Genomic DNA, 22,931 nt, shown 5'->3' on the forward strand with positions numbered 1-22,931 from the left:
CCTCTGCGTACTCTCAAATGGGCCGAACTGCTTATTTAAGAGTAGACGCTGAATCGGACAATAAATGAACTAATCATTATTGCTTTGAATATGCAGAATTTAGATATTACAAAACCGACTTGGGATAGCGATTCAGAATTTATCATTTTATTGATGCCCGCTAGCGGTCAAGACGCTATCTTTAGCTGATATTCCCCCCTAAAGGAGTTTCGCATGTTTGTTGTCAGCCTGACTTACCACCAACCTATCGCGATTGCGATTCTGACCGCTGTTGCCTTTGCTCCATAATGCGATGCAGATTCGCCTCCAGCCAGACTGTCAGCCCCTCCACCTGCTCCTGAACCTCCCTTCCCAACGGCGTCAGCTTATATTCCACATGTGGCGGCACGACTGGATATGCGATGCGCTCGACAAAGCCATCTTCTTCGAGATTTTGCAGGGTTTGCGCCAACATTTTCTCACTGACACCACCAATCTTGCGTCTTAGCGCACTAAAACGCAGGATTTCGTTGCTTAATGCAATCAGCACCAAGACCCCCCAGCGGCTGGTGATCCGCTTGAGTATCTCTCTTGAAGGACAATCGGCATTGAGCAATTCACCACGCCGGAGTTGTTCCGGAAATGACATATTGTTGTTCAAATTTTGCGGCTCCACTATTTTTATACTAACCTTTTGGTGCGTACTTACTTAAAGTTAGTATATTGCATATGATGCTGCTAAGGGCGAATTTTTGACGAATATTCCCTTTTATTCCGAACAAAAAGTTCGCCACCTGATTCTACAACATCAATCTGGAGCCTTATTATGATCGCAGTAACCGGTGCCACAGGCCAATTGGGCCGCCTTGTTATCAACGCATTGCTTAAAAAAGTGCCTGCCAGTGAAATCATTGCCACTGTCCGCAGCCCTGAAAAGGCCAGCGACCTGGCAGCATCAGGGATTGAAATCCGTAAAGCCGACTATAGTCAGCCCGCCACCTTGGATAGCGCCTTTCAGGGGGTTGATAAACTGCTGCTAATCTCATCCAGTGAAGTGGGGCAACGTGTTGCCCAACATACTGCGGTGATTGAGGCGGCCAAACGTGCAGGGGTCAAACTCTTGGCCTATACCAGCTTGCTACATGCCGATAAATCCCCCCTGGGATTAGGTGAAGAGCACCGCGCAACAGAAGCATTATTACGTGATTCCGGCCTGCCGGTGGTGTTACTGCGCAACGGCTGGTACACCGAAAACTATGCCGCAAGTATTGCGCCCGCCTTGGCCCACGGTGCATTTATCGGATCAGTAGGCGATGGCCGTATCGCCTCAGCCACACGCGAAGATTATGCACAAGCGGCGGCGATGGTATTAACCCAAGAAAATCAGGCCGGTAAAATTTATGAGTTAGCTGGCGATGAGAGCTATACGCTGGCTGAATTCTCAGCAGAGATTGCCCGTCAGTCAGGTAAGCCCGTGGTGTACCAAGATTTGTCTGAAGCAGATTTCCGCCAGGCCCTGATTGGCGCCGGGTTACCAGAGGGTTTCGCCAGCCTGCTAGCCGATTCTGATGCCGGAGCCGCCAAAGGTGGCTTATTTGATGACAGCCATACATTGAGCAAACTTATTGGCCGCCCGACAACCCCTTACGCGAAAGTGATTGCCGCAACACTGGCAGCTGTTTAAACCTTCCCACCATGCTAATGACCAGTAACCTGCGGGCGACTGGTTTTTTTTATATGAGATAAATTTTACCCCTTATTTCGCTTTGCCAGTGCCAGCGTCAGATCGTCGATAATCTCATCAATAGGCACAAATGGTCGGCAGAGAATAGGTATTACGCTGGCACTTTCGATATCATACGAGCCATCACACTCACCCGCTGACTCTCTTAAGATAGCTGAATGTATTCATCCATCACTCTCAATTGATGGCGGAAGTTATAACGCACACTGATTAAATTAGCTGTAACAAATAGTTATTGTGAACTTCATATCTGATAAACATTGTAAATAAAAACCATCTAAAGGTTATGCTTTTTAACTTTTTAGTAAAATCACGCCTATTAACCTCATAAAATGAGGCAATAAAATCACATTAGCTAATTCATTCAATAAGCTCATCAATTGATGGCTAGCATCATCAAAACACATAAATACAACTCATTGATACTTAAAACTTTAACAAAAAAATCTAATTTAAAAATGGCACGTTTTAAATTTTAAACAAAAAGTAAACTCATCTAACCATTCGTCAACAGAATATAAAAATGCTCCAAATAAGTGCAGAAGCACTAATAATCAGCACTAACATTGGGCATTAATAAATTAATGAATAAAAGTATAAAGTTTTATCTTATCGGGCCGATTACCCTAAGCAATTGTTGTCTTCATCTGTTATTCGGGAACTCCCCCAATTTACTGAGGTTATTATGAGAGTGAACAAGCCTGTCAGTCGGCAGGAGTATCCCATTGATCGCGATACCACCTTGCAATCGACTACCGATACGCACGGCAACATCGCCTATGCTAACGCCGCATTTGTTCGCGCCAGTGGTTTTGAATATCAAGATTTACTTGGTCAACCACACAATATTGTGCGGCACCCTGATATGCCACCAGCCGCTTTTGCCGATATGTGGCAGACCCTGAATGCCGGGCTTTCCTGGTCATCACTAGTGAAAAACCGCCGTCAGAATGGCGACTATTATTGGGTACGCGCTAATGCCACCCCGCTACGCCATAATGGTCGCTTGACCGGTTATATCTCCGTGCGCATCGCGCCGACCCGTGAAGAGGTTAAGCAAGCAGAAGCCCTGTACGCAGATTTTAACTCCGGCAAGGCCAGGCAGCGCCACATCAGGCTATATCGTGGATTGATTGTACGCTCTGGCTGGCTCTCATGGATGTCACTGTTCCAAACGCTGTCATTACGATGGCGTTTGCGCGGTGCATTACTGACCGCGGCGCTGCTACCGACTGTCGCTGCGGGCGTAATGGGTATGACAGGTTCACCGCTAGTGATACTGGGTGCGGTTACCCTTGCCAGCAGCATCATCACCGCATTGTGGCTGGAGCGCCAGGTCGCCCGCCCGATTGCCGCGATTTTGCAGCAAGCACAAGATGTCTCTTCCGGGCAAGCTGGTGACTATGTGCAGCTAAACCGCGTCGATGAGATAGGCTATCTGATGCGTAGCGTGAATCAATTGGGGCTAAATCTCCGCTCATTAACCGATGATGTTAGTGGTCAGGTTGATGGCATTAATACCGCTAGCAGTGAAATAGCCGCAGGAAATCGGGAGTTAAAAGTCCGCACTGAACAAGCGACGGCTAACTTGCAACACATCGTCAGCGCGACTGAACAATTAGTGGCAACCGTGCAAAACAGTGCCAATAGCGCCAATGAAACCACCTCGCTGGCAGCGATGAGCAGTCATGCTGCGGAACAAGGCAGCGAGTTAATGCACCAGGTGATTGAAACCATGGGGACGATTAATGACTCCAGCCATCGTATTGTCGACATCATTAGTGTGATTGAAGGCATCGCCTTCCAGACCAATATTCTGGCACTCAATGCCGCGGTTGAAGCCGCTCGGGCCGGAGAGCAAGGCCGGGGATTTGCGGTGGTCGCCAGTGAGGTTCGTCACCTGGCACAGCGCTCATCAACAGCAGCCAAAGAGATTAAGCACTTAATTGAAACCAGTGTAGAGCGGGTTCGCGATGGCAGCGCACTGGTACAAAATGCCGGTGCCACCATGGACAATATCGTCAAGCAGGCAGGTCAGGTCTCAACCTTAATCAGTGAGATCAGCACCTCAACCCATGAACAGACACAAGCACTTGGCCAAATTAGCCAATCGATTGGCCAGTTAGACCAAATGACACATCAGAATGCCGCCATGGTTGAACAGTATGCCGGCGCAGCGGAAGAGCTGGCCCACCGTACCCTGCGCCTGACAGCGGCGGTACGAATCTATCGGCCAGTAAAGTGAGATAACTATTTGATGGCACAATGCTGAAATAACGCCGATAAATTAAGGGATTATGCATAACCGCTACATTATCTGTTATGGCTTCCATGACAGTTAATTCATCTGTCATAGCAATAACTAGAAACCCCGTTATAGTGGATAGGTGGTTATTCAATTATTAAATAAGGAGTTTTATGTCATCACTTAATCAAACATCTGTTCGCGCTCAGCAAGGTGGACCCGATGCAAACTTACCTGGTGAAGATCATTTGATCGCCCATGAAGCTTTGCTTATCGCATTAATGGTTGAATGCGCTAATGAGTCCGATAACGATCAATTTCTATCGAGTGTCCGCGGGACACTTAACGAAATCTTAGGTACCGCACGCTATCTTGATGCCAGCAAGATAGCTAATGGCTTGATCGATGAGGCTGATGATAAAGCCAACCGCTAATAGTTAGCCCTCTTATTGAGGGCTATCTTGGTTTATCTCTAGGCGTTGAATAGCTATATTTATCATCCAGATAGCAACAATAGGAGTTGTAATGTCCGGGCAAGATAACACCACCGGCTCCATGATATGGTGGGAAAAAACCGTTGAATACTACTTCGTGGCTAAATATTTAAGTAAAACCGCAGCTATAGCCCCATTAGATGGCAACCACGAAAAAGCCGGTGACAATATATTTGCTCAGGGTAATAAGTGGGTATTAATTGAATTTAAAAGAAGTAAAGCCGATCTAGACTCTGAAAAAGAAAAATTTATAAATTATGACCAAGCTAAAAATACATTGTCCGCGTTTGATAGCCACCACTTCCTAATATACGGTGGTCTGCTTAATCCGGGACAATTTGAACTCTGGGCACAAACCTACTTCTCCGGTAGAACCGGCATCGTCCTAGATGAAATTCTCAATAATGGTAAAGGCATAAGAGCTTTTATTCTTTATGTCAAAGCATTTATTGCATTTAAAAAAGGCGGTAATCCTGGTGGTTCAGGAGGACTGGGGCTAACAGATTATGCTCAAGTGGCTTGCATCAATAAGGATGGGGAGATATGCGCTTGTATGTCTCTTACTGATTTCCGTCGATCACTGGGTGTAAAACCGACACCTGAAGCCCAACATGAAAGTGCAGCACCGGGTATGTAATTATCCACCTGTTGATATTAAGCGTGGTACTCATTACCTAATGAGTAATAGTGCCACCTTATCTTTGTGCCATCCCCAGATATTATGAAAGGTGATTTCAGGCACAAAAAAACCGCCTCACGGCGGTTAACGACATACTCATACTACTTTGTTTTACTTAGAATATTTTCCATGGTGCCCGGGGCGGGACTTGAACCCGCACAGCCATAAGCCGAGGGATTTTAAAAACTCTCACGGCATTATGGAAATCAATCACTTACGTGAAATCAGTAAGTTACCAAACACGATGGCGGGTTAGTTTGGGTTGCTGTGGGGGTGGTAGTCATGATTTTCCTTTCTTTACAACACTGATTTCAGTGCTGAAGGTGTTCCTAGGTGATGACTCTTATACTCTGTAACTTTATTGGGGTTATTGTTAAAAAACGAAATCAGGTCTTCTTTCAATTTGTCAGCAACATATGCATTATTAAAATTAAAATAAATTTTCCTTGCTATAGAAAATGTAATCTCATGTTCATTAAAATACTTTATTAATTGGTTTCTTGCCCTATTCGCTTTATTGAAATCTTTCATGATATCATCTTCGACTATTGACTTTAATACATGGGTTGAATAGCCAAAACTTTCCAACGTATGCATTTCTATAACAGATGGCTCAAAATAATTAATTCGGTCTAGCACAACTTTGAAGAACTCATCATATTGAGCTTCAGGGATTAATTTACCATTTAGCATTGCACAAATTAATGGTATATCATTGTGGTCTATCAATAAATTGTCCATCCACATTTTTCTTATAACAGCAGGAACAATATCTAAAGAATAAACTAATTTAGTATCTTCTCTTATTAATGACAAAAGCAGCTTCTCATCTTTAAATACTATTTTCTTTAAAGATGATTGGATATCATGGTCTCCTTTTTTAAAAACGGACAGGCAGAAATTAATTTTATTTTTTGGTGCCATATTTATCATTTTTTCATAAGGCGTTTGCATACCATCAAGAATTAAAACAACCTCTTCAAAAAAAACATCATATTCATTCTTTGATAGTCCATTTTGTAAGTCTTTAACAATATAATCTATTGGCTGATTTGCTGGTGTTAATGATAAATCGTAGTGAGTCTTTATATTATTGATTATTTGATCTTTACTTCCATTAACTACAAATTTAGATAAATTAGACATTATGAAAGAATAATATGACTCTACATGTCCTCGCTCTATCTTATTCGGTTTGGAATGAGCACAATCATTCCGTCTATTCTTCCAGAATTCAAGTTGATTTCTTAAGTCGTCATTGTTTGTAAATACTGGTGCAGGGCTAATCTGTCGAATTGTATCATATGTTTTTGAGTCCCATGTTTCTGCATTAGTGACATCTCGTTTCTTTTGAGTCCACGCCTTTAAAGTAAAGCCTTTCGGTGTATCAGAATTAGTAATACGATCTCTTATTACATTCATAAAAGCTAGATAAGCAAATATTAATGCACCTTTATAGGCAGATGCAGAATAACATAGGAGAGATTCATTAAATAAATCATCAACCTCTGGGGTAAATGATTGCTGTGAGCGCCAAACTTCTAAACTTTTCATTTTTTATCCACTAATGTTTAACTAATCTGTCATATGGATTCAAACTCACTGCCGCTTCTAAATGATCCGGTGCAAAGTGGCTATAGCGCATGGTCATTTGGATAGTGGAGTGCCCGAGGATTTGTTGCAGTACTAATATATTGCCGCCGTTCATCATAAAATGACTGGCGAAAGTATGCCGTAGAACGTGGGTTAACTGGCCGGTAGGTAGTACCAGTTTAGCCCGGTCAATGGCTTGGCCGAATGCGTCATAGGCATTGACGAATAAGCGCCCTTTCATCTTTGGAATCAGTTTATGCAGTTCCGCAGAAATAGGGACTGTTCGGTTCTTTTTACTCTTGGTGTTGATATAAGTAATTTTATTTGGCATCACCTGAGCTTGCCTTAGTTGCTCCGCTTCACTCCAACGCGCACCAGTAGCCAGACAGATACGAACGATGATGCCGAGATCTTTATTACTAGAATTGTCACACTCATGCAGCAGACGCTTAATATCGTCTTCATAAAGGAAAGTTAATTCGTTTTCGCTTTCACGAAATAATCTAACACCATCCAAGGGATTAGCATGATTCCAATGCCCTAGCCTTTTTAACTCATTAAATACGGCTCGTAGGTAGGCATGCTCGCGGTTAACCGTTGCCTCTTTTGGTGGCTTCACAGCTCCGTATTTTGGTTTAGGGCTAAACTCACCGGCTAAACGTTTTTTACGGTAATTGGCAAATACTTCGCGGTTAAAATCAGCAACGGCAGGATCGCCCAAGTTATCACATAGGATATTGAGTTTATTTAATCTTGCTTCGCCGTCACTCAAAGAGCGCCCGTGGAGTTCATACCACTGACCGACCAATGTTTTTAACCTCTGCGCGGCAGTCTCTGCCGGTGTGTAGTCAATATCCAGATCACCACGTTGCGCTAACTGCTCACGTTCAAAACGCAACGCCTCGCCGCGCGTAACAAAGGTTTTCCTAACCCGCTTACTGTCACGGCCATCTGAGTAAAAATCACAGACCCACTTCCCGTTGGGTAACTTCCGTACTGCCATAAATAAGTCCTCAAGAATAATCCCTTGGGCCTATTTACTGTATATAAAAGGGTCTTCCCCTGTTGTGGTGGCTGAGGGCATTATAGTGGCAGTCTTGATTTTCTGAGGAGCCTGCCATGGACGAAAAGTCCCTCTATGCACACATTCTCAACCTGTCCGCGCCGTGGCAGGTCAAATCAGTTTCTCTCGATGAAAATGCCGGTTCTGTGACAGTTACTGTCGGCATCGCTGAACATACTCAGTTAACCTGTCCGACCTGTGGTAAATCCTGCCCTATACATGACCATCGACACCGTAAATGGCGTCACCTCGATACTTGCCAGTTCACCACGCTGGTTGAAGCTGATGTCCCACGCATTGACTGCCCTGAACACGGTTGCCAGACACTGCCCGTCCCCTGGGCTGGACCCGGTAGCAGGTACACGTTGTTGTTCGAGTTTTTTGTCCTCTCATGGCTGAAAATCAGCACGGTAGATGCCGTCAGAAAGCAGCTTAAGCTGAGCTGGAATGCCGTAGACGGTATCATGGTGCGTGCCGTTAAACGGGGCCTGTCCCGGATAAAAAGGCCTTTATCGGCCCGCCACCTCTGCGTGGACGAAGTGGCCTTCAAAAAAGGCCATAAGTACGTCACCGTTATCTCTGACCGGCAAGGCCGGGCTCTGAAACTGACAGATGACCGCGGCGTTGAGAGCCTTGCTAGCTATCTGCGTAGCCTGAGCGATCACCAGTTGGATGAGATAAAAACGTTGTCGATGGACATGAACATGGCCTATATCAGCGCAGCCCGGATCCATCTTCCCAATGCCGTGGATAAAATCGCCTTCGACCACTTCCATGTGGCAAAAACGCTCTGCGGCGTTGTTGATAAAACACGAATGACGGAAATGAAACGCATCTCGTCGTTAGACAGGAAAGGGGCTCATCGCTCGCGTTATCTGTGGTTTTACGGTAAACAAAATCGACACGGAGGCAGGGCGGAACGGTTGGAAGTAGCACGTCTGGTATTACCCGAAACTAGCCAGTGTTGGGTAATGAAAGAACTTGCCCGCGACCTTTGGCACAGGCGTTATGACAGGCATAGCCGCAGGCTGTGGCAAGAATGGATGTTAATGGCAAAGAATAGCGGGATCCCTCTCATGGCAAGCGTTGCCCGCATGGTGGCAAAGCGTCTTTACGGGATCCTAAATGCAATGAAACACCGAGTATCGAACGGTAATGCGGAGTCTCTAAACAGCAAAATACGCCTGCTCAGGATCAAGTCACGAGGCTTTAGGAATAAAGAACGGTTCAAACTGGGTGTGCTGTTCCACTACGGAAAGCTGAACATGGCGTTCTGAGTCTCCCACCATGATCGGGGAAGACCCATATAAAAACAGTAGTCAATGTTTGATATGCAACACGACAAACATCTGATTAAAAACTAACGTGTACAGGTTTTCTTTGATTTACTGATAGAGCCATCATTACAGACAAATTTCCCATTTTCACAATGGGATACCCCTCCCTTTTTACCGGAACAGGGATAGTTTTTTGCCATAGTGATCGTAGGTAAAGATAAAAGAAGAATACCGATTACAGCACTAGCTAAGAATTTCATTAGATTATTATTCCATTAGTGCGTCGATTACTTTTTAGCGCCGACTATTAATAGCCAGTAATTTCACCAACAACTTTCGCCAATATGCTGACTTCACTAACCGGCCAATTGACATCATTGATACGCCATACATCACCCGGTAAACGGGTAAGCTCACTGATAGATACAACTCCCGCTTTTTCAATAAGCCACAGGCCATCAGTGATTTTCTTGAATTGATGCTCAACCAGAAATGAACTCTTGGCATTAGGTGAAGAAATTAACTCAGGTTCATCTATCTGTACTGGAAGTAATTCAGGATCAAGTAATACGGGGTTGGCATCGGTTAACAACCCATCAATCAACTTTCTGTGCTGAATTAATTTAGCGTGTTCTTTTTCATTAGTAGCTTTGTTGGCTTCCCACGGTTCTCCTTCCCCAGTTGCTAACCATTGCAAAGATGCGCCCGTTTCAAGTGCGCACTGAACAATTTCTTTGCCGGGAAAATACCCACGTTTGATCCACGTGCTTACTGTTCCATGACCAACGCCTATTTTTCCCACAAGCTCACGTTGTGTTGAAAAACCGTAGGCTTTCAATAACCTATCAACAACAGCCTGTCCGCCACTAAAAATCATTCAATATTCCCGCCAAAATAATATTGACTCGTACAACTTTGAGGATTAAATTCCTCATTATTGAACGAAGACACAAATTAACCCGCATTAACCACACATTACAGGATGCACCATGATTCAAAACCTTGCAATCACAGTAACCTCGCCTTATTTATCCCTGCCAGAGTTCTCAAAATTGAGCGGAATCCCTTATGAAACCTGCCGTGGCATGGTGAAAGATGGTCGTCTACCTATCCGCCAGAAAGTTCGCAAAATGGAAAAGGTTCTCGTAAATATGATCGCTCTCACTAAAGAAGCGGCAAACCAGTAATGTTCGACATTCAAATTTGCCAACTAATTGTCGGCATATGTGAGGGAGGAAGCCATGTTTGATTTTTCAGTGTCCAAACATCCGCACTTTGATAACGCCTGCCGCCAGTTTGCGTTAAAGCACAACTTAGTCGAGCTGGCGGCAAACGCAGGGATTGCGGCGCAGGTTCTGCGCAATAAATTGAATCCTGACCAGCCGCACCGTTTAACCGTAGACGAGCTGTTACGCATCACCGACCTGACCGAAGACCCAACGTTATTAGACGGTCTGCTATCACAAATCAATTGCATGCCATCTGTGCCCGTCAATGAAGCCTGCCCCGGCAATATCCCGACTTATGCGCTACATGCTACAGCCGCCGTGGGTTCTATTGCAGCCGCTGCGGTACAAGGCAACCATAAAACAGCATTCAGCAAATCAGCCCTTCTGGATAGTGTCAATACTGCGATTCGCCACCTGTCTCTGATTGGTCTGACAGTGCAATGTCGCATTCAGTCAACCCCTGCGCTTGCTTCAACCGTTGATGTTATTAGCGGCTTGAGTGCTGTCGCTGGTTTGAGTTGAAGTGTCTTTATGATTATTTCTATTGCCCCACTGTTAAAACAGCAAAGCCCGGTAAATCTGCGCCATTTCGGCCACGGTATGCTGGAGTTGAAGAACGGCCAGCGCTGGAAGCCGGGAAGTAATCAAAAGGCGCTTTTACAAGAATTGTCCTCTGCAAAGAAGACACCAATATTACGCCGTCTGTTCGGACGTTGATTGGGGGTTATATGCTGCAATTAACGGAATCTGAAAAATTAAGAATGACGGGTATTACTCGTATTGCTGAATTAAAAGAAACTCATTTCCGTAATAGAAAGAATGTTGCTCAAGAGGCTTTTGATAAGTCGCCTGCACATTTGCGTAAAACAATCTGTTTTCATGCCGGGTTAAAAAGCCGTCATGTGAATATGCAGTTTTCAGAATTAAGTCCGGCAGAAAGAGAAAGTGTAGTTGAAACGTTGAATTACTTAATTGAGTTTACTCGTTCATTACCACCATTTATTAGTAATGATGACTGCACTCTGAATATTATTAACTAACCAAAGTCGCAATATATGGCGTTTTACTCGCCGGGTTTCGTATTGCCTAAAAACAGGGATTATCTATGCAGAATACAGCACAAAATATATGGGTGTTCGTAGACCCAGCAAAGCCGGGCAGTGAGAGCACAATCACAATGACGTCAGTTGAATCAATGGAGCTAATGCTAAATGAAGCTCGAATAGATGAAAGAAAGAATCAGGCCGCGCTGGTTTCATTTCGTCTGGAAGAAGTTGCTAACCAAATTCTAAACCGTGAACTGAACGGTGTAGAGGCGGCGGAGTTGCTTAACCACATCGCCGAGGGGATCCTTAACCAAGCGCAGGCACAACACTGATGGTTGACGAAATTGTCATTGATGCTCGTTACGCAATTACTTTGTGTGAGCCAACCAAAACTCTAGGCCGCATTCCAAACCTCGTGCTTAACGAGATTAAATTCACCAAAGAAAATGAAAGGGTGTTAGCCGTAATTGCTCACTATCCGACAAGAGTTAGTTTGGTGAATGATTTAATTCATCATCGTATTTATCGCTCTGGCGTTAATTCTATTTCGGCATTGGTTGAGGAAACTAAGCGCCTTGCTGAATTATGTGAGAAAGGATTTAAAGACTTTCACTCTCCTAACTTATTACCAAGGTGAAGCAATGAAATTAAATATCTGGATTTTCTTTCATGTCTTGGTGCCAGCTATGTGTGCGGCATGCTTGGCGCTTTTGTGTCTCGCTTTAAAAGTTAATGGGCTGTAATTATGGCTACTGAATGCTTTGTATATAAAAACTTTAATGATGAACGAACGTTAATGATTAATACCATTGACGATATTGTGACGGAATATCAAGAGCAAGGGTATCGATTAACTACTCGTCAGGTTTATTACCAACTTGTGGCGCGTGGAATGATTGAGAACACACTACAGAGCTATAAACGCATTGCTTCTCTGATTAATGACGCGAAGCTCGCGGGCTTGATTGATTGGTCTGGTCTTGAAGATAGGACGCGAGATTTTATTACCCGGAGTCACTGGAATAATCCTAGCGAGATTATTCGTGCCAGCGCTGAACAGTACCATGAGGATTTATGGAGCAATCAATCCCAGCGGCTATTTGTCATTATCGAAAAGGAGGCGTTAGTCGGCGTTCTGGAGTCGCTTTGCAATCGGTATGACGTGCCTTTACTTGCTGCGCGTGGTTATCCGTCAGGTTCTGTTTTGTATGATTTTGCCCAAAGTCATTTAATCCCTGCAACTAATATGCGGCAACGTTGCCATATTTTGCACCTTGGCGACCATGACCCAAGTGGCATTGATATGACGCGAGATTTAACCGGTCGATTGGATATGTTTACTTATACATCCGCTCTTGTTTCCCTTGAGCGAATCGCACTAAACATGGAACAGGTTGAAGAAATCAATCCGCCCGAAAACCCGGCAAAAACAACGGACTCTCGTTTCGCTCAATATATCAAAAGATATGGCCGCTCAAGTTGGGAGCTTGATGCTTTGCAGCCTCGCTATCTAAATCAACTTGTTGAGGAAAAAATATCCAGTCGAATTGATTGGGATGAGTGGGAGCAAAAGAAATCTGAGATTAAAGCTAGACGTACTGCTCTGGAAGATGTTGCTAATCGGTTCGAATATGATGCTGGTGAAGAGTGAGCACCTCTATTCGTGGTCGTGTTGCCCCAACTCCGCCGTTGCCTTATCCGGGCAGCGGCGCTGCTGTTCCTGCCTATACCTACCCCGGCAGCAAACCGCGCGAAACCCTGCCCGGCATTCAAAGACCGCTTACCCGTGAACAACTGATTCAGGGGCAAGCCGTTTTAGCCAATATCCATAATCTGCCTCACTTCCTGCGTAGCCAGTTTATTTCTCGCTATGAATACCTGTTAGCCAATAAAGGGCTAAACGACGCTAATAAATGGCTGGTGTTTGTTTTTGACCAGCGTATCTGGCCGCGTATTCAGGTGGTCAATAGTAAAAATGTTATGCGCCTCAGTGCGTCAATGAGCTTTTCCACTGATGCCCCAACCTATGCCAGCCTCGCGGGTATGCATGATAAAGAGCTGCGCCGCTTTGCCCGCAAAATCGGTGATGAGCTAATGGTGGCGTACAACCATCATTGTGATGAATGCATTAAGGCTAATCAGGGTGACAGGGCCGTTTTATTGCAGGCCGATACACAGGTACGGATATTCGGCGATCTTGCCAGAATGGCGCGCGCTTTTAATATCACCCCGATGCACTGGCGCAAATACCTGAAAGGCCGGTTAGATATCACGTCTGCTATCGCCAGCCTGTCACGGCTGGTTAATCCTGAATGGTGGGAGCGCAAACTCAAAGCACAGCGCACCCGCTGGCGGGAAGCGTTATTGATTGCTGTCGGTAATGTCAGCCGTGATATGTCGGCCTCTTCTTATGCCAGTAAGCAGGCCATCCGTGAAGTGTTCGCCCGTCGCCAGTCTAATTTGGAATACCTCAAAAGCTGCCAGTTAGAAAACATTGAAACCGGTGAGCGTATCGACCTGATTGATAAAGTCATGGCAAGTATTTCCAATCCAGAAATTCGCCGTATGGAGTTAATGAGCACCATCGCCGGTATCGAAAAATATGCAGCTTCACAGAAGCACGTCGGCATGTTCCTGACCATCACCACCCCGTCAAAATATCACCCGACCCGCCTTATCGGTAAAGGGGATAGCACAAAAATCCAGCTTAACCATAAGTGGGACGATGAAGCCTATTCCCCAAAAGACGGTCAGCAATATCTCTGTAACATTTGGAGCAAAATGCGCACCGCCTTTAAAGACAATAAATTAAGCGTCTACGGGATGCGGGTCGTTGAGCCGCACCACGACGGCACCCCGCACTGGCACATGATGCTGTTTTGCGAGCGTCGCCAGCGCCAACAGATTATCAACATCATGCGCCGCTATGCGTTGAAAGAAGACAGTGACGAGCGCGGAGCCGCTAAATACCGCTTTGAATGCAAGCACCTGAACAAAGGCGGGGCCGCTGGCTACATTGCTAAATACATTGCCAAGAATATCGACGGCTATGCGCTTGAGGGGGAACGCGACCATGAAACCGGTGAGTTGCTAACCGATTCTGCGGCGGCGGTTACAGCATGGGCGGCAACGTGGCGCATCCCTCAGTTTCGCCCAATGGGTATTCCCTCCATGGGAGCCTATCGCGAGTGCCGTAGTCACACCTTGCGTGGTATCAGCTTGGCCGAAAGTTTTGATGAGAGCGTCGAAGCTGTTCGCGCCGCCGCCGATACCGGTGATTTTGCCGCTTATATCGCTGCGCAGGGTGGAACCAATAGCGGCAATCAGACTGTGCGTGTAGCCAAACGCATTGCCGATGAGCTGAACGCCTACGATGAGGAAGTGATGAAAGTCGTGGGTATCTATGCCCCTCACTTGGGCGCTGAGCATGTTCATGAAACCCGTACAACCCAATGGCGCATCGTTTCTGGTGCCGTTGACGTTGAGCCTTTGACTTTGAAAAGCGCCTCTGGCGCGCCTCGGAGTCCTGTCAATAACTGTGGGTTAGGTGGAAACACCCAAGCGCCAAATGACCCCAACGGGCAGGATAAAACGCCTGTGGCGGTGATGGAATACCCACCGGACGCCGTTATTGACTGGTCGGACACTGCCGCCGTGAGGGCGATTGTGGCCCGCGTTAAAGAGAAACAGCCAACGATAAGCAAGATGCAACGCAGTTATGACCCCACCAAGGGCCGACTTATTGCGCCATCGGCCCGTTTAACCCGCGAAGAACGCCAGCGTATCCCCCAAATCCGCCATGATTTACTGCTGAAAGATATCAGCGCCCAACGCTGGGAGCTGGAATCGTTAGCCCGTGGGGCAAAAATGGCTGTTGGTGATGCGGTGATCCATTACCCGGCACTGTCCGACTGGCCGGAATTCGATAATTAATCTACCTGAGAGAAAAACCATGACTAAAACCGCTGCAACGACTCGCAAACAAGCACAGCGCCAGCGTGATAAATCTGCTGGTATCAATGAAATTCGCGCTCGGCTTGAACCAGAAGAATACGCCATGCTGACCGAGGGCATGGCCGCCCGGCGTCTGTTCCGGCCAGCTTACGATTTACCGGAATATATCGCGCTGCTGATTCGGCAAGATAACCAGCGACTAAGAGATCGGTTGGCCGAACTGGGTATCTTCAAATTCATCAATATCTACGGAATACACTGATAATTCTTCGACTTAACTACATTTATGTTCCCATTGATTAATAAGACTAAACAGACGGTGTATATGGCGGAAACCCTACACACGGACGGGCTTCTGCGATTGACTGTCGGGGGAACTATGCAGTTTTTTGTGCTGGGGTTGAGTTGGAGTATGTGTGTGACTTTGGCCTCATACTATGGGGGGGTATTTCTGTTCAGAGCTAAGGCCGATATCACTTGTAGTTCTGCAGGTTTCCGATCTGAGGGTGATATATATCTATCGTCCTCTATCAATAACTCCTCCCATGCCTCGGCTATTTCATAAGTATAATCAATACCACCGAAAGTAAAAGCACACTTCCTATTTAATTTATAAGTAACAGCATTTTTATAACTGGCAGACTCGCCTCCTACCATTAATGCTGATTGAAATATACTCAATAATAGTTTGATTTTTTCTTGACGTTTATAATTGTGTAATCGATTTAATAGTCCATCATTGTTTGATACATGTTTTTTATTTATATCATCAAAGTATTTTATGCCATTTTTTCTTAGTTTAACTATCTCGACAAGAAATTTTAAATGTTTTTCATTATGATTATACAAAGGTGTTAAACTGTAGTAGCCAGTAAGCATCCATATCAACACGAGAATAGCAATAGCTGCTTTCCAGCCAAAATCAAGTGCGTTATAATCAAAAGTTGAAGTTGAAGTTGAAGTTGAAGTTGAAGTTGAAGTTGAAGTTGAAGTTGAAGTTGAAGTTGAAGTTGAATTTAAATGTTTTAAAAACAAAATTAAGCTAGTTACCAGCACCGTGAAAATGGGAACGGCTGTTGTGGCAGTATTGGTATATGTATTTTCTTGAGTGATATTGTATCCTTTATAAAAATCTAAGACAGGAAAAGATAATATTGTTATCTTGGCATGAAGTTTTTCTACCAATTTTTTTGCGTCCTCATTTGCTGATGCACAGCTATTTAATTTAATGAATGCCATCTCTGAGTAACTTAGATACGTTGAGAATTCTTCTAAATCCCTTTCAGATAATGAATTTACAAAATTAACTGCATTGTCAAAAAAAACAGAGTCCATGCTTCGGGACATCGTTTTAAGTGTGTTGTGGTTCACAGTTAGTGTATATCGGTTATCTGTCATAGTATTGTCCTTTCATTATGGATGAAAATAGTAATAATCTGCTACGCCATGGGCTCTCTGTTCCCCGATAACGCAGACTACCTCTCTATGTATACAAATGAGAGTATTCAAAATACAACCCATATTTTACGTAATTCAAAACAGTTGCAGTAACCAATTTGGGGTTGTAAGCCGGAACCCGCCAAAATTTTGTGAGGCCGTTTACAGAGAACAGATGAATAGTTGGTGATACCACTGCTGGCAAGGCTTTCCACTCTGTGATTGTTATGAGTCACCAAGAATGAGAAACCAAGATAGATAGGGGGGCATTATTGAGAATTAAACCGGAACCACTCAAATGATACGGTGAATGTAGGCTCTCAGCCTATTTTTATATGGTATCGGCCTGTCCGATAAGCCACCCTTTTACGGACAGATAAAATCTCGGCGGCAACTCTTCGAACGGTTCCAGCTTACAACCCCAAAATAGTTTTAACGTGGGTTCCGACGGATGGCCAAATTTGGCCGGAACAAATCGGAATTAGCGGTCGAATTAAATCGGAAAATGCGATCGGATTACATCGGAATCAATGGCCGGTTTGGGTCGGAATGCGCATTACTCAAGTAAAACCATATATTTATATAGAAGTTTTCTTAAAAAGTGCATAGTATGCTGTATATAAACACAGTATGCGTAAGTGCTGGGAGATTGTTAGGTGATGGATTTAGATGGGCTAGTTTTGCTTGAACGGATAGACCTCATAGCTAGAATGTCAGCCGGTGATGAGATGAAAAATAGAGATCGTGAAGTGGCGTTGGCGTGGATTGCTGAATTAGCAATGGCAGCTAAAAATATCTATTTAGACGGGGCAGGAGAGTCCGGTTTACATTCGTTGCGCTGACTTTTAGCACTGCATGCATATAGTGCATGATTTTGCATGATGAACCTGAGCCAGAAACTCCCCCTTAGCACCAGTCCCGGCGCGGTTCTCTATACCTCATGCAAGTGCATGAAAAGCGACCTGCAAAGCGCGCAGGCGTGGCGGGGATAGCATTGCGCGCAAAGGGTTCTGATACCCTTATTTATCGATCTTGGGCGGGCCGTGGTGCTGCGTTCGGTTGGGTTGGGAATCAATGCGTGTTCATGAGGTGTGAGGGCGTGACGGGCGTCTGGTGGCGTATGGCGCGAGGTGTTGGAATTGCTACTTTTCGGGCATGAAAAAGCCGCCCGGTTCGGCGGCTATGATATTCAAAAATATCAATTAACTATTTGCAAACTTGAAACGCTGCCAGCTTGTTTTCATCTGTATACAGTGCAGCGACAAAGCCATCTGTAACCAGTGAGTTGATAACGCCAAGCGCGCCAGTCATGTATTTGTCTTTAGACATACCACACATCACCTCAGAGTCATGGGCTAACGTTGCGTTACACTCTATTCGATGCGATACCAGCGCAGTAATACAATCCGGGTCAAGTGACAACGCTTGATTAAGAATATCAACAGCCAGTTGCGCTGTGATTTTGTGGTTAGTTTGAGTTTCCATAATTATTCCTTTTTTCGTTTTGTATTTTTGCGGTGGTTGAGGCGGTGGCGCGGGTCTCTTAACAATATCGCCGGGGTTATATGGCGGTGGTGTTGGCGCTTTGCATCCCATATTAATCCTCGCTTATCAGCTCATAAGGCTTGAACCGGATCACCTCTTCCCCTATCCAGTCATTCACCTCTTTCAATCGTTCTTGCAGCGGCGTTAACTCATTACGGACAAACACTTGTGAGGCTTTCGCCACGTCACCGAAACCGCCGGTATTGTTGGGAATAATCCCCATCATCTGCGGCGGCACCCGGTGAACACTAAGCAGGTCGTCGCGGGTGGCGTTCTTGATATTAAAAAAATCATCTTTGGTGGCGACTTCGCTCAACGGTAAAATCTGGATACCGTCTTTTTTGCCATTAGGTGCGTACATAAACAGGTTGCGGAAATTGCCTAACCCTTTGGTGTCGCGCATCGCTTTACGCATTGCCTCAATATCGCTGCTACTTTGCGCCGCATCCGTCATATACAAGATGTATCCCGCGTGAGCGCCATTCTGATAATACTTGCGGCGGAATAGCGTAGCCGCTTCATTGAGCCAAGCCGAATTTAAGCCACTGAGATATTCCGGCAGGCCGTAAAGCTCCTGATTGATATCCGGTTCTATCAGGTGGAAAATGCTACCAGCTTCAAACAGGTGTTCATTTTTCCAGTTCTGCACAAACCAATAGCAATCTTTTTCTAATCCACGGCGGGTGTACTTGGCCGGGCTGGGGTCGAGGCGCAGTGGCGCGCCAAGTTGATTGCGGCGAACCTCTAAAAACGCATTGCCAAACACCAGATAATCCAGTGCATAGCGGCTAAATGATTGCTGACTGAGCATCGAATGTGGAATAAAGGTACTCGCCAGAATATTGCGCTTCACATACAGCGGTGAGCTGTGATGCACCGCCGCCCGGAAGCTGCGCGCCAGTCCGTCAAAACTAATCGGCGGGTCATACCATTTTCCGTTGCCGGTGCATTCGATGTAATCCAGTATTTCCCGCTTGTCGAGCACGGCGGAAGGTTCGCCAAAGGTGAACGCCTCCACCGGCTGCTGTTGACTGGCGGTGTGATTAGTTACCGGGCGACTTAATGCCTTGCGGCCTTTGCGCTTACTCATTTCACTTCCTCTGCATTGTTTGCCGCTTGTGACCAGTCGCACAAATATAAGAGCCTAAAATCATCCGCTGTCATGTGATTTTCCAGCCAATCTTTACGCCAGTCTTTTTCCCATAACGTGCAGCCTTGCTGAATGGCATCATCCGCCGTAACCGATTGGCGAAATACACCATCAGCACAAAAAACGCCGTTATCGGTGTGTATCACCGGTGCGACTTTTCGTGGGCGGCGCAGTGAGCCATTCCAAATCTTGAACGTGGTATGTGAGCGGGAGGGCGTGGTGTAGAGTGTTAAGCGATGATTTTTGTGCATTGCCATCCCCTTAGCCATGTGCAGTACTGAACGTGGGTTTTTAGCCCATGCATATTCACCCAGGTACACATTCCCGGCGTGAGCAGCGGCGTGACTGTTTTCACCGTGAAAGGCGATAAGCGCGCCATTATCTAACAGCATGTTACTCGGCGAGGATGGGTTCACGTTCACCCCAACGACCCGGCAAAACTCGGCAATATAGGCGCGAGTATTCAGGGCGCTTGGTCTGGTGCAGGTTACAAAATGCTGATTGCGGCCGCTGGTGATGGCATCCAGCAACGCTTCAAAAGCAAAAAGCCAGTCGGCCCCAATCTGACGCGACTTGGTGATATTTCGGGCTACGCCGGTCTGCCCCACCCGATACCACGTCTTTTGATAGTCAAAGGCCGAGTTTTCGAAATGTTCGCGCAGGCCGTCAACTTGACCAGCAGTAAAAATCATTGATTTCATCCGTAAAACTCCAAGAAATTAGGGCTGTGACCGCCATATGTCGCGGTAAGGGGTTCATTTAACAGGGCGTGCATAATCGCCCACGCCACATCGGCGTGGCTGGCTTCTTCGCTGCGGCTGGCAACATAAGTCGAACTCTTGCCGCTGGCGGTCATGGTTTTGCGAATGGCCATAAATGACTGGGTGATATCGGTGTGGCCAGTGTCATATTCCAGACGGCCGTTATTAATGGTGTGTTTGGCTTTCAGCACCATGGCGGTTTTGATTTCAGGGGTGTATTTGATTTCCCTTGCCGCCGGAAAGAACTGGCGCACCAACTGGAAAACGCCTTGGCCGACGGTAGTCGCATCAATACCGATATATTCCACACAATACTTATGCGTCAGCTCTTCGATATGTTTGGCCTGCGCTTCAAAATCCATCCCTTTCCACTGGTGGCGCTCCAATACTCGGAACTTGCCGCCCGGCACCATCGGCGGGGCAATCACCGCACACCCGGCACTGTCGCCGCCGTTGGCCTCGGACGGGTCGTAACCAATCCATACCGGGCGATGTCCAAACGGGCGCAACGAATAGGGGTTGTAGTCTTCCCACTCTTCCAGACTGTCGACCATGCAAGCCTGCAACTCTGCGAACGGGAACACTGACGCCTGGTCATCGACAAACTCGCACATCAACAGGTTTTGATATTCTGACGGGCCGTATTCCAGTGAGAGCTGGTTGAGGTCAAACAGGTTACAGCCGCCCGCCAGTGCATCTTCAACCGTGACAATCTGCCGCCACTGACCATCAGCACACAGCGCACCACGGGCTAAATGGCTGTGGCTTAAATCCAGTTGAATATGGTCGGATTTATTGCGGCGGCCTTTATTGAACAACTCACCAGACCAGAACGGATAGGCGCTGTGCGCCAGACTCGACGGCGTGGAGAAATAGGTGGTACGCCATTTTTTGTGTAATGACATGCCGCTGGCGACTTTGCGCAGCTCCTGAAACTTGGGTATCCAGAAATATTCGTCAAGATAGAGATTGCCGGTGTAGCTCTGTGCGGTGCGCACGTTAGTGCCGAGGAAGAACAGGCGCGCGCCATTCGGCAGCACCATCGGGTCGCCTTTCAGGTCAACGTCAACCATGCGGGCAAAGTCGATAATGTAGCTTTTGAACACATGTGCCTGTGCCTTACTGGCGGACAGGAATATCTGGTTACGTCCCGTGGTGATGGCATCCAGCAGCGCTTCGCGGGCAAAGAAGAAGGTGGCACCAATCTGGCGCGATTTCAGGATGTTGCGGATGCGGTGAGTGAGTCCGGCCTCAAACCAGTTGCGCTGATAATCAAAGATATTTTCGTGAAAAATAGACTCCAGCTTTTCAATAGCGGATTCACCGAACAGGTTTTTATCCGGGGTCTTGCGCTCCCCTTTGTTGCGGTTCGCTACGTTCGGATTTAAATCAGCTTCGCTGCCGGTCTGGCTGTAGCGGTTCACCCGCGCCAGCCGTTCAATCTGGCGGCCTAACAGGTCAATCTCTTTAAAGTCCCGCCCCTCTTTGGCGTCTTTCATGATGAGCTGAATCAACCGCGCTTCCATGCTGGTTTCCACGCGGGAAATGGGCGCAATCGCATCCCACCCATCGCGCTTCTTCCAGCTCTGCACAGTCGGCGATTTCAGGGCTAGCTGGTCTGCGATTTGGCGCACAGAGAAGCCCTGCCAGTAAAGCAAGGCCGCCTGTCGCCGTGGGTCGCTGATGATGGTGCTCGGTGTCGTATTCATGCCATTAGGCTACGCGACCAGCCCGACCCTCTGCGCGTCCTCGCTGTTGTGCCAGCCCCGTCACAACTGGCTTTCGTTGTTGCCATCGCCATCCATCAGGAAACTAAGCCCCGAACCGAACAACCATAATCACATTGAATGGAGCCACTTATGGCTAAGAAAGTTTCTAAGTATTTTCGTATCGGCGTTGAGGGGGATACCTGCGACGGGCGAGTGATTGACGCCGACGATATCAACCAGATGGCCGAATCCTTTGATCCGCGCGTCTACGGTTGCCGCATCAATCTGGAACATCTGAAAAGCTACTCCCCGGACAGCACTTTCCGCCGCTATGGCGATGTATCAGCCCTTAAAGCGGAAACCATTGAAGACGACTCCATCCTGAACGGTAAGCGTGCGTTGTTCGCCCAAATCAGCCCAACCGATGATTTGGTGCAGATGAACAAAGCCTTACAGAAAATCTATACCTCCATGGAAATTCGCCCGAACTTTGCCAATACCGGTAAAGCCTATCTGGTCGGGCTGGCGGTGACCGATGATCCGGCCAGCCTCGGCACTGAAATGCTGGAATTCAGCGCCAAAGCCAAACACAACCCATTAGCCGCCCGTAAATCTAACCCGGAAAACTTGTTCTCGGCAGCGGTTGAAGTGCAACTGGAATTTGAGGACGTGGCCGAGCCGGGCGTCACCTTACTCAACATGGTGAAGTCAGTGTTCAGTCGCAAACAAGCCACCGACGACGCCCGTTTTAATGACGTGCATGAGGCGGTGAATGCCGTGGCAGTGCATGTGCAGGAACAGGGGGAAACCATTGAAGCCCGCTTTACAACCATTGAGAAGCAATTTGCAGACCAAGTGGTTGAGTTGAAACAGAGCATCGAAAAGGGAAAACAAGGGGTTACGGCCATCGAAACCAAGCTTTCTATCACTGAAAACTTTAGCCAGACCAAGCGCCCGGAATCCACCGGCGGCAACAATCAAAAGGATGTATTGACCGACTGCTAGTTGGGGTCACTGGCCGCCGGT

At 46.6% G+C, this 22,931-nt stretch carries 24 protein-coding genes and 1 pseudogene; 15 read left to right on the forward strand and 10 right to left on the reverse strand.

What is annotated here, in order from left to right:
• Window positions 1–244: 244 nt before the first annotated feature.
• The gene (locus FFE93_RS12060; RefSeq protein WP_032898765.1) at window positions 245–640 is read right to left on the reverse strand and encodes a winged helix-turn-helix transcriptional regulator; all 396 of its coding nucleotides are present in this window, start codon (window positions 638–640) and stop codon (window positions 245–247) included.
• Between the two features lie 165 nt (window positions 641–805).
• On the opposite strand from FFE93_RS12060, the gene FFE93_RS12065 reads away from it, so the two are divergent.
• The 4 genes from FFE93_RS12065 to FFE93_RS12080 all read left to right on the forward strand — a co-directional run bounded on the left by FFE93_RS12065 (window position 806) and on the right by FFE93_RS12080 (window position 5,099).
• Window positions 806–1,663 (forward strand): SDR family oxidoreductase, encoded by an 858-nt coding sequence (locus FFE93_RS12065; protein ID WP_138775240.1) that lies wholly within the window; start codon window positions 806–808, stop codon window positions 1,661–1,663.
• A 745-nt stretch (window positions 1,664–2,408) separates the two neighbouring features.
• A complete protein-coding gene (locus FFE93_RS12070; protein ID WP_032898761.1) occupies window positions 2,409–3,968 on the forward strand; it encodes a methyl-accepting chemotaxis protein in 1,560 nt (519 codons plus the stop codon).
• A 173-nt stretch (window positions 3,969–4,141) separates the two neighbouring features.
• Window positions 4,142–4,402: a hypothetical protein gene (locus FFE93_RS12075; protein ID WP_032898763.1), complete on the forward strand. Its 261-nt coding sequence runs from the start codon at window positions 4,142–4,144 to the stop codon at window positions 4,400–4,402.
• Window positions 4,403–4,493: 91 nt separating this feature from the next.
• The gene (locus FFE93_RS12080) at window positions 4,494–5,099 is read left to right on the forward strand and encodes a hypothetical protein (RefSeq protein ID WP_005278594.1); all 606 of its coding nucleotides are present in this window, start codon (window positions 4,494–4,496) and stop codon (window positions 5,097–5,099) included.
• A gap of 339 nt (window positions 5,100–5,438) precedes the next feature.
• On the opposite strand, the gene FFE93_RS12085 is transcribed toward FFE93_RS12080, so the two are convergent.
• Together FFE93_RS12085 and FFE93_RS12090 are read right to left on the reverse strand one after the other, a co-directional pair.
• Entirely contained in the window at window positions 5,439–6,695 is a 1,257-nt protein-coding gene (locus tag FFE93_RS12085) for a hypothetical protein (RefSeq protein ID WP_138775241.1), read from the reverse strand.
• A 10-nt stretch (window positions 6,696–6,705) separates the two neighbouring features.
• Entirely contained in the window at window positions 6,706–7,737 is a 1,032-nt protein-coding gene (locus FFE93_RS12090) for a tyrosine-type recombinase/integrase (RefSeq protein WP_138775242.1), read from the reverse strand.
• A gap of 116 nt (window positions 7,738–7,853) precedes the next feature.
• On the opposite strand from FFE93_RS12090, the gene FFE93_RS12095 reads away from it, so the two are divergent.
• Complete coding sequence (locus FFE93_RS12095; RefSeq protein WP_138775004.1) at window positions 7,854–9,074, forward strand: ISL3 family transposase; 1,221 nt, start codon at window positions 7,854–7,856, stop codon at window positions 9,072–9,074.
• 83 nt (window positions 9,075–9,157) lie between these two features.
• On the opposite strand, the gene FFE93_RS21750 is transcribed toward FFE93_RS12095, so the two are convergent.
• Together FFE93_RS21750 and FFE93_RS12100 are read right to left on the reverse strand one after the other, a co-directional pair.
• Window positions 9,158–9,334 carry a hypothetical protein gene (locus FFE93_RS21750; RefSeq protein ID WP_261368998.1) on the reverse strand — a complete coding sequence of 59 codons (177 nt, stop codon included), beginning with the start codon at window positions 9,332–9,334 and terminating at the stop codon, window positions 9,158–9,160.
• A gap of 47 nt (window positions 9,335–9,381) precedes the next feature.
• Window positions 9,382–9,951, reverse strand: a complete 570-nt coding sequence (locus tag FFE93_RS12100; protein WP_138775243.1) for a phage repressor protein CI — start codon at window positions 9,949–9,951, stop codon at window positions 9,382–9,384.
• 112 nt (window positions 9,952–10,063) lie between these two features.
• On the opposite strand from FFE93_RS12100, the gene FFE93_RS12105 reads away from it, so the two are divergent.
• The 9 genes and pseudogenes from FFE93_RS12105 to FFE93_RS12145 form a co-directional block, all read left to right on the forward strand.
• The gene (locus tag FFE93_RS12105; protein WP_019079169.1) at window positions 10,064–10,261 is read left to right on the forward strand and encodes a DNA-binding protein; all 198 of its coding nucleotides are present in this window, start codon (window positions 10,064–10,066) and stop codon (window positions 10,259–10,261) included.
• A gap of 54 nt (window positions 10,262–10,315) precedes the next feature.
• Window positions 10,316–10,825 carry a phage regulatory CII family protein gene (locus tag FFE93_RS12110; protein WP_099529434.1) on the forward strand — a complete coding sequence of 170 codons (510 nt, stop codon included), beginning with the start codon at window positions 10,316–10,318 and terminating at the stop codon, window positions 10,823–10,825.
• A 9-nt stretch (window positions 10,826–10,834) separates the two neighbouring features.
• Window positions 10,835–11,020, forward strand: a complete 186-nt coding sequence (locus FFE93_RS12115) for a phage filamentation protein Fil family protein (RefSeq protein WP_032909021.1) — start codon at window positions 10,835–10,837, stop codon at window positions 11,018–11,020.
• Between the two features lie 11 nt (window positions 11,021–11,031).
• The gene (locus FFE93_RS12120; RefSeq protein WP_138775244.1) at window positions 11,032–11,343 is read left to right on the forward strand and encodes a hypothetical protein; all 312 of its coding nucleotides are present in this window, start codon (window positions 11,032–11,034) and stop codon (window positions 11,341–11,343) included.
• 65 nt (window positions 11,344–11,408) lie between these two features.
• The gene (locus FFE93_RS12125; RefSeq protein ID WP_138775245.1) at window positions 11,409–11,681 is read left to right on the forward strand and encodes a DUF2732 family protein; all 273 of its coding nucleotides are present in this window, start codon (window positions 11,409–11,411) and stop codon (window positions 11,679–11,681) included.
• Window positions 11,681–11,986, forward strand: a complete 306-nt coding sequence (locus FFE93_RS12130) for a DUF5405 family protein (RefSeq protein ID WP_138775246.1) — start codon at window positions 11,681–11,683, stop codon at window positions 11,984–11,986. Before FFE93_RS12125 ends, FFE93_RS12130 begins: the two co-directional genes overlap by 1 nt.
• Window positions 11,987–12,094: 108 nt before the next feature.
• Window positions 12,095–13,000: a hypothetical protein gene (locus FFE93_RS12135; RefSeq protein ID WP_072092323.1), complete on the forward strand. Its 906-nt coding sequence runs from the start codon at window positions 12,095–12,097 to the stop codon at window positions 12,998–13,000.
• Entirely contained in the window at window positions 12,997–15,282 is a 2,286-nt protein-coding gene (locus FFE93_RS12140; RefSeq protein WP_138775247.1) for a replication endonuclease, read from the forward strand. Before FFE93_RS12135 ends, FFE93_RS12140 begins: the two co-directional genes overlap by 4 nt.
• A gap of 19 nt (window positions 15,283–15,301) precedes the next feature.
• Window positions 15,302–15,529: pseudogene (locus tag FFE93_RS12145) on the forward strand (hypothetical protein); the annotation flags it as partial.
• 209 nt (window positions 15,530–15,738) lie between these two features.
• Here the strand turns inward: FFE93_RS12145 and FFE93_RS12150 are convergent.
• From FFE93_RS12150 to FFE93_RS12175, 5 genes are all read right to left on the reverse strand, one after another.
• Window positions 15,739–16,701, reverse strand: a complete 963-nt coding sequence (locus tag FFE93_RS12150) for a hypothetical protein (RefSeq protein WP_138775248.1) — start codon at window positions 16,699–16,701, stop codon at window positions 15,739–15,741.
• 1,245 nt (window positions 16,702–17,946) lie between these two features.
• Window positions 17,947–18,225, reverse strand: a complete 279-nt coding sequence (locus tag FFE93_RS12160) for a hypothetical protein (RefSeq protein WP_138775249.1) — start codon at window positions 18,223–18,225, stop codon at window positions 17,947–17,949.
• Window positions 18,226–18,337: 112 nt separating this feature from the next.
• Window positions 18,338–19,375 carry a phage portal protein gene (locus tag FFE93_RS12165; RefSeq protein ID WP_049611587.1) on the reverse strand — a complete coding sequence of 346 codons (1,038 nt, stop codon included), beginning with the start codon at window positions 19,373–19,375 and terminating at the stop codon, window positions 18,338–18,340.
• Entirely contained in the window at window positions 19,372–20,136 is a 765-nt protein-coding gene (locus tag FFE93_RS12170; RefSeq protein WP_138775250.1) for a terminase large subunit domain-containing protein, read from the reverse strand. The genes FFE93_RS12165 and FFE93_RS12170 overlap by 4 nt, the downstream gene beginning before the upstream one ends.
• Window positions 20,133–21,905: a terminase ATPase subunit family protein gene (locus tag FFE93_RS12175; RefSeq protein ID WP_138775251.1), complete on the reverse strand. Its 1,773-nt coding sequence runs from the start codon at window positions 21,903–21,905 to the stop codon at window positions 20,133–20,135. Before FFE93_RS12175 ends, FFE93_RS12170 begins: the two co-directional genes overlap by 4 nt.
• Window positions 21,906–22,055: 150 nt before the next feature.
• Between FFE93_RS12175 and FFE93_RS12180 the strand changes: the two genes are divergently transcribed.
• A complete protein-coding gene (locus FFE93_RS12180) occupies window positions 22,056–22,910 on the forward strand; it encodes a GPO family capsid scaffolding protein (RefSeq protein ID WP_138775252.1) in 855 nt (284 codons plus the stop codon).
• Window positions 22,911–22,931 lie beyond the last annotated feature (21 nt).

Source organism: Yersinia sp. KBS0713, assembly GCF_005937895.2.
GTDB lineage: Bacteria > Pseudomonadota > Gammaproteobacteria > Enterobacterales > Enterobacteriaceae > Yersinia > Yersinia bercovieri.

Bases quoted from the DNA above. Each gene is read 5' to 3' on its own strand.
- FFE93_RS12175 (WP_138775251.1), bottom strand. From the start codon at position 21,905: ATGAATACGACACCGAGCACCATCATCAGCGACCCACGGCGACAGGCG.
- FFE93_RS12150 (WP_138775248.1), bottom strand. From the start codon at position 16,701: ATGACAGATAACCGATATACACTAACTGTGAACCACAACACACTTAAA.
- FFE93_RS12100 (WP_138775243.1), bottom strand. From the start codon at position 9,951: ATGATTTTTAGTGGCGGACAGGCTGTTGTTGATAGGTTATTGAAAGCC.
- FFE93_RS12105 (WP_019079169.1), top strand. From the start codon at position 10,064: ATGATTCAAAACCTTGCAATCACAGTAACCTCGCCTTATTTATCCCTG.
- FFE93_RS12115 (WP_032909021.1), top strand. From the start codon at position 10,835: ATGATTATTTCTATTGCCCCACTGTTAAAACAGCAAAGCCCGGTAAAT.
- FFE93_RS12120 (WP_138775244.1), top strand. From the start codon at position 11,032: ATGCTGCAATTAACGGAATCTGAAAAATTAAGAATGACGGGTATTACT.
- FFE93_RS12065 (WP_138775240.1), top strand. From the start codon at position 806: ATGATCGCAGTAACCGGTGCCACAGGCCAATTGGGCCGCCTTGTTATC.
- FFE93_RS12135 (WP_072092323.1), top strand. From the start codon at position 12,095: ATGGCTACTGAATGCTTTGTATATAAAAACTTTAATGATGAACGAACG.
- FFE93_RS12110 (WP_099529434.1), top strand. From the start codon at position 10,316: ATGTTTGATTTTTCAGTGTCCAAACATCCGCACTTTGATAACGCCTGC.
- FFE93_RS12075 (WP_032898763.1), top strand. From the start codon at position 4,142: ATGTCATCACTTAATCAAACATCTGTTCGCGCTCAGCAAGGTGGACCC.
- FFE93_RS12070 (WP_032898761.1), top strand. From the start codon at position 2,409: ATGAGAGTGAACAAGCCTGTCAGTCGGCAGGAGTATCCCATTGATCGC.
- FFE93_RS12170 (WP_138775250.1), bottom strand. From the start codon at position 20,136: ATGAAATCAATGATTTTTACTGCTGGTCAAGTTGACGGCCTGCGCGAA.
- FFE93_RS12080 (WP_005278594.1), top strand. From the start codon at position 4,494: ATGTCCGGGCAAGATAACACCACCGGCTCCATGATATGGTGGGAAAAA.
- FFE93_RS12090 (WP_138775242.1), bottom strand. From the start codon at position 7,737: ATGGCAGTACGGAAGTTACCCAACGGGAAGTGGGTCTGTGATTTTTAC.
- FFE93_RS12085 (WP_138775241.1), bottom strand. From the start codon at position 6,695: ATGAAAAGTTTAGAAGTTTGGCGCTCACAGCAATCATTTACCCCAGAG.
- FFE93_RS12165 (WP_049611587.1), bottom strand. From the start codon at position 19,375: ATGAGTAAGCGCAAAGGCCGCAAGGCATTAAGTCGCCCGGTAACTAAT.
- FFE93_RS12180 (WP_138775252.1), top strand. From the start codon at position 22,056: ATGGCTAAGAAAGTTTCTAAGTATTTTCGTATCGGCGTTGAGGGGGAT.
- FFE93_RS12160 (WP_138775249.1), bottom strand. From the start codon at position 18,225: ATGGAAACTCAAACTAACCACAAAATCACAGCGCAACTGGCTGTTGAT.
- FFE93_RS12095 (WP_138775004.1), top strand. From the start codon at position 7,854: ATGGACGAAAAGTCCCTCTATGCACACATTCTCAACCTGTCCGCGCCG.
- FFE93_RS21750 (WP_261368998.1), bottom strand. From the start codon at position 9,334: ATGAAATTCTTAGCTAGTGCTGTAATCGGTATTCTTCTTTTATCTTTA.
- FFE93_RS12125 (WP_138775245.1), top strand. From the start codon at position 11,409: ATGCAGAATACAGCACAAAATATATGGGTGTTCGTAGACCCAGCAAAG.
- FFE93_RS12130 (WP_138775246.1), top strand. From the start codon at position 11,681: ATGGTTGACGAAATTGTCATTGATGCTCGTTACGCAATTACTTTGTGT.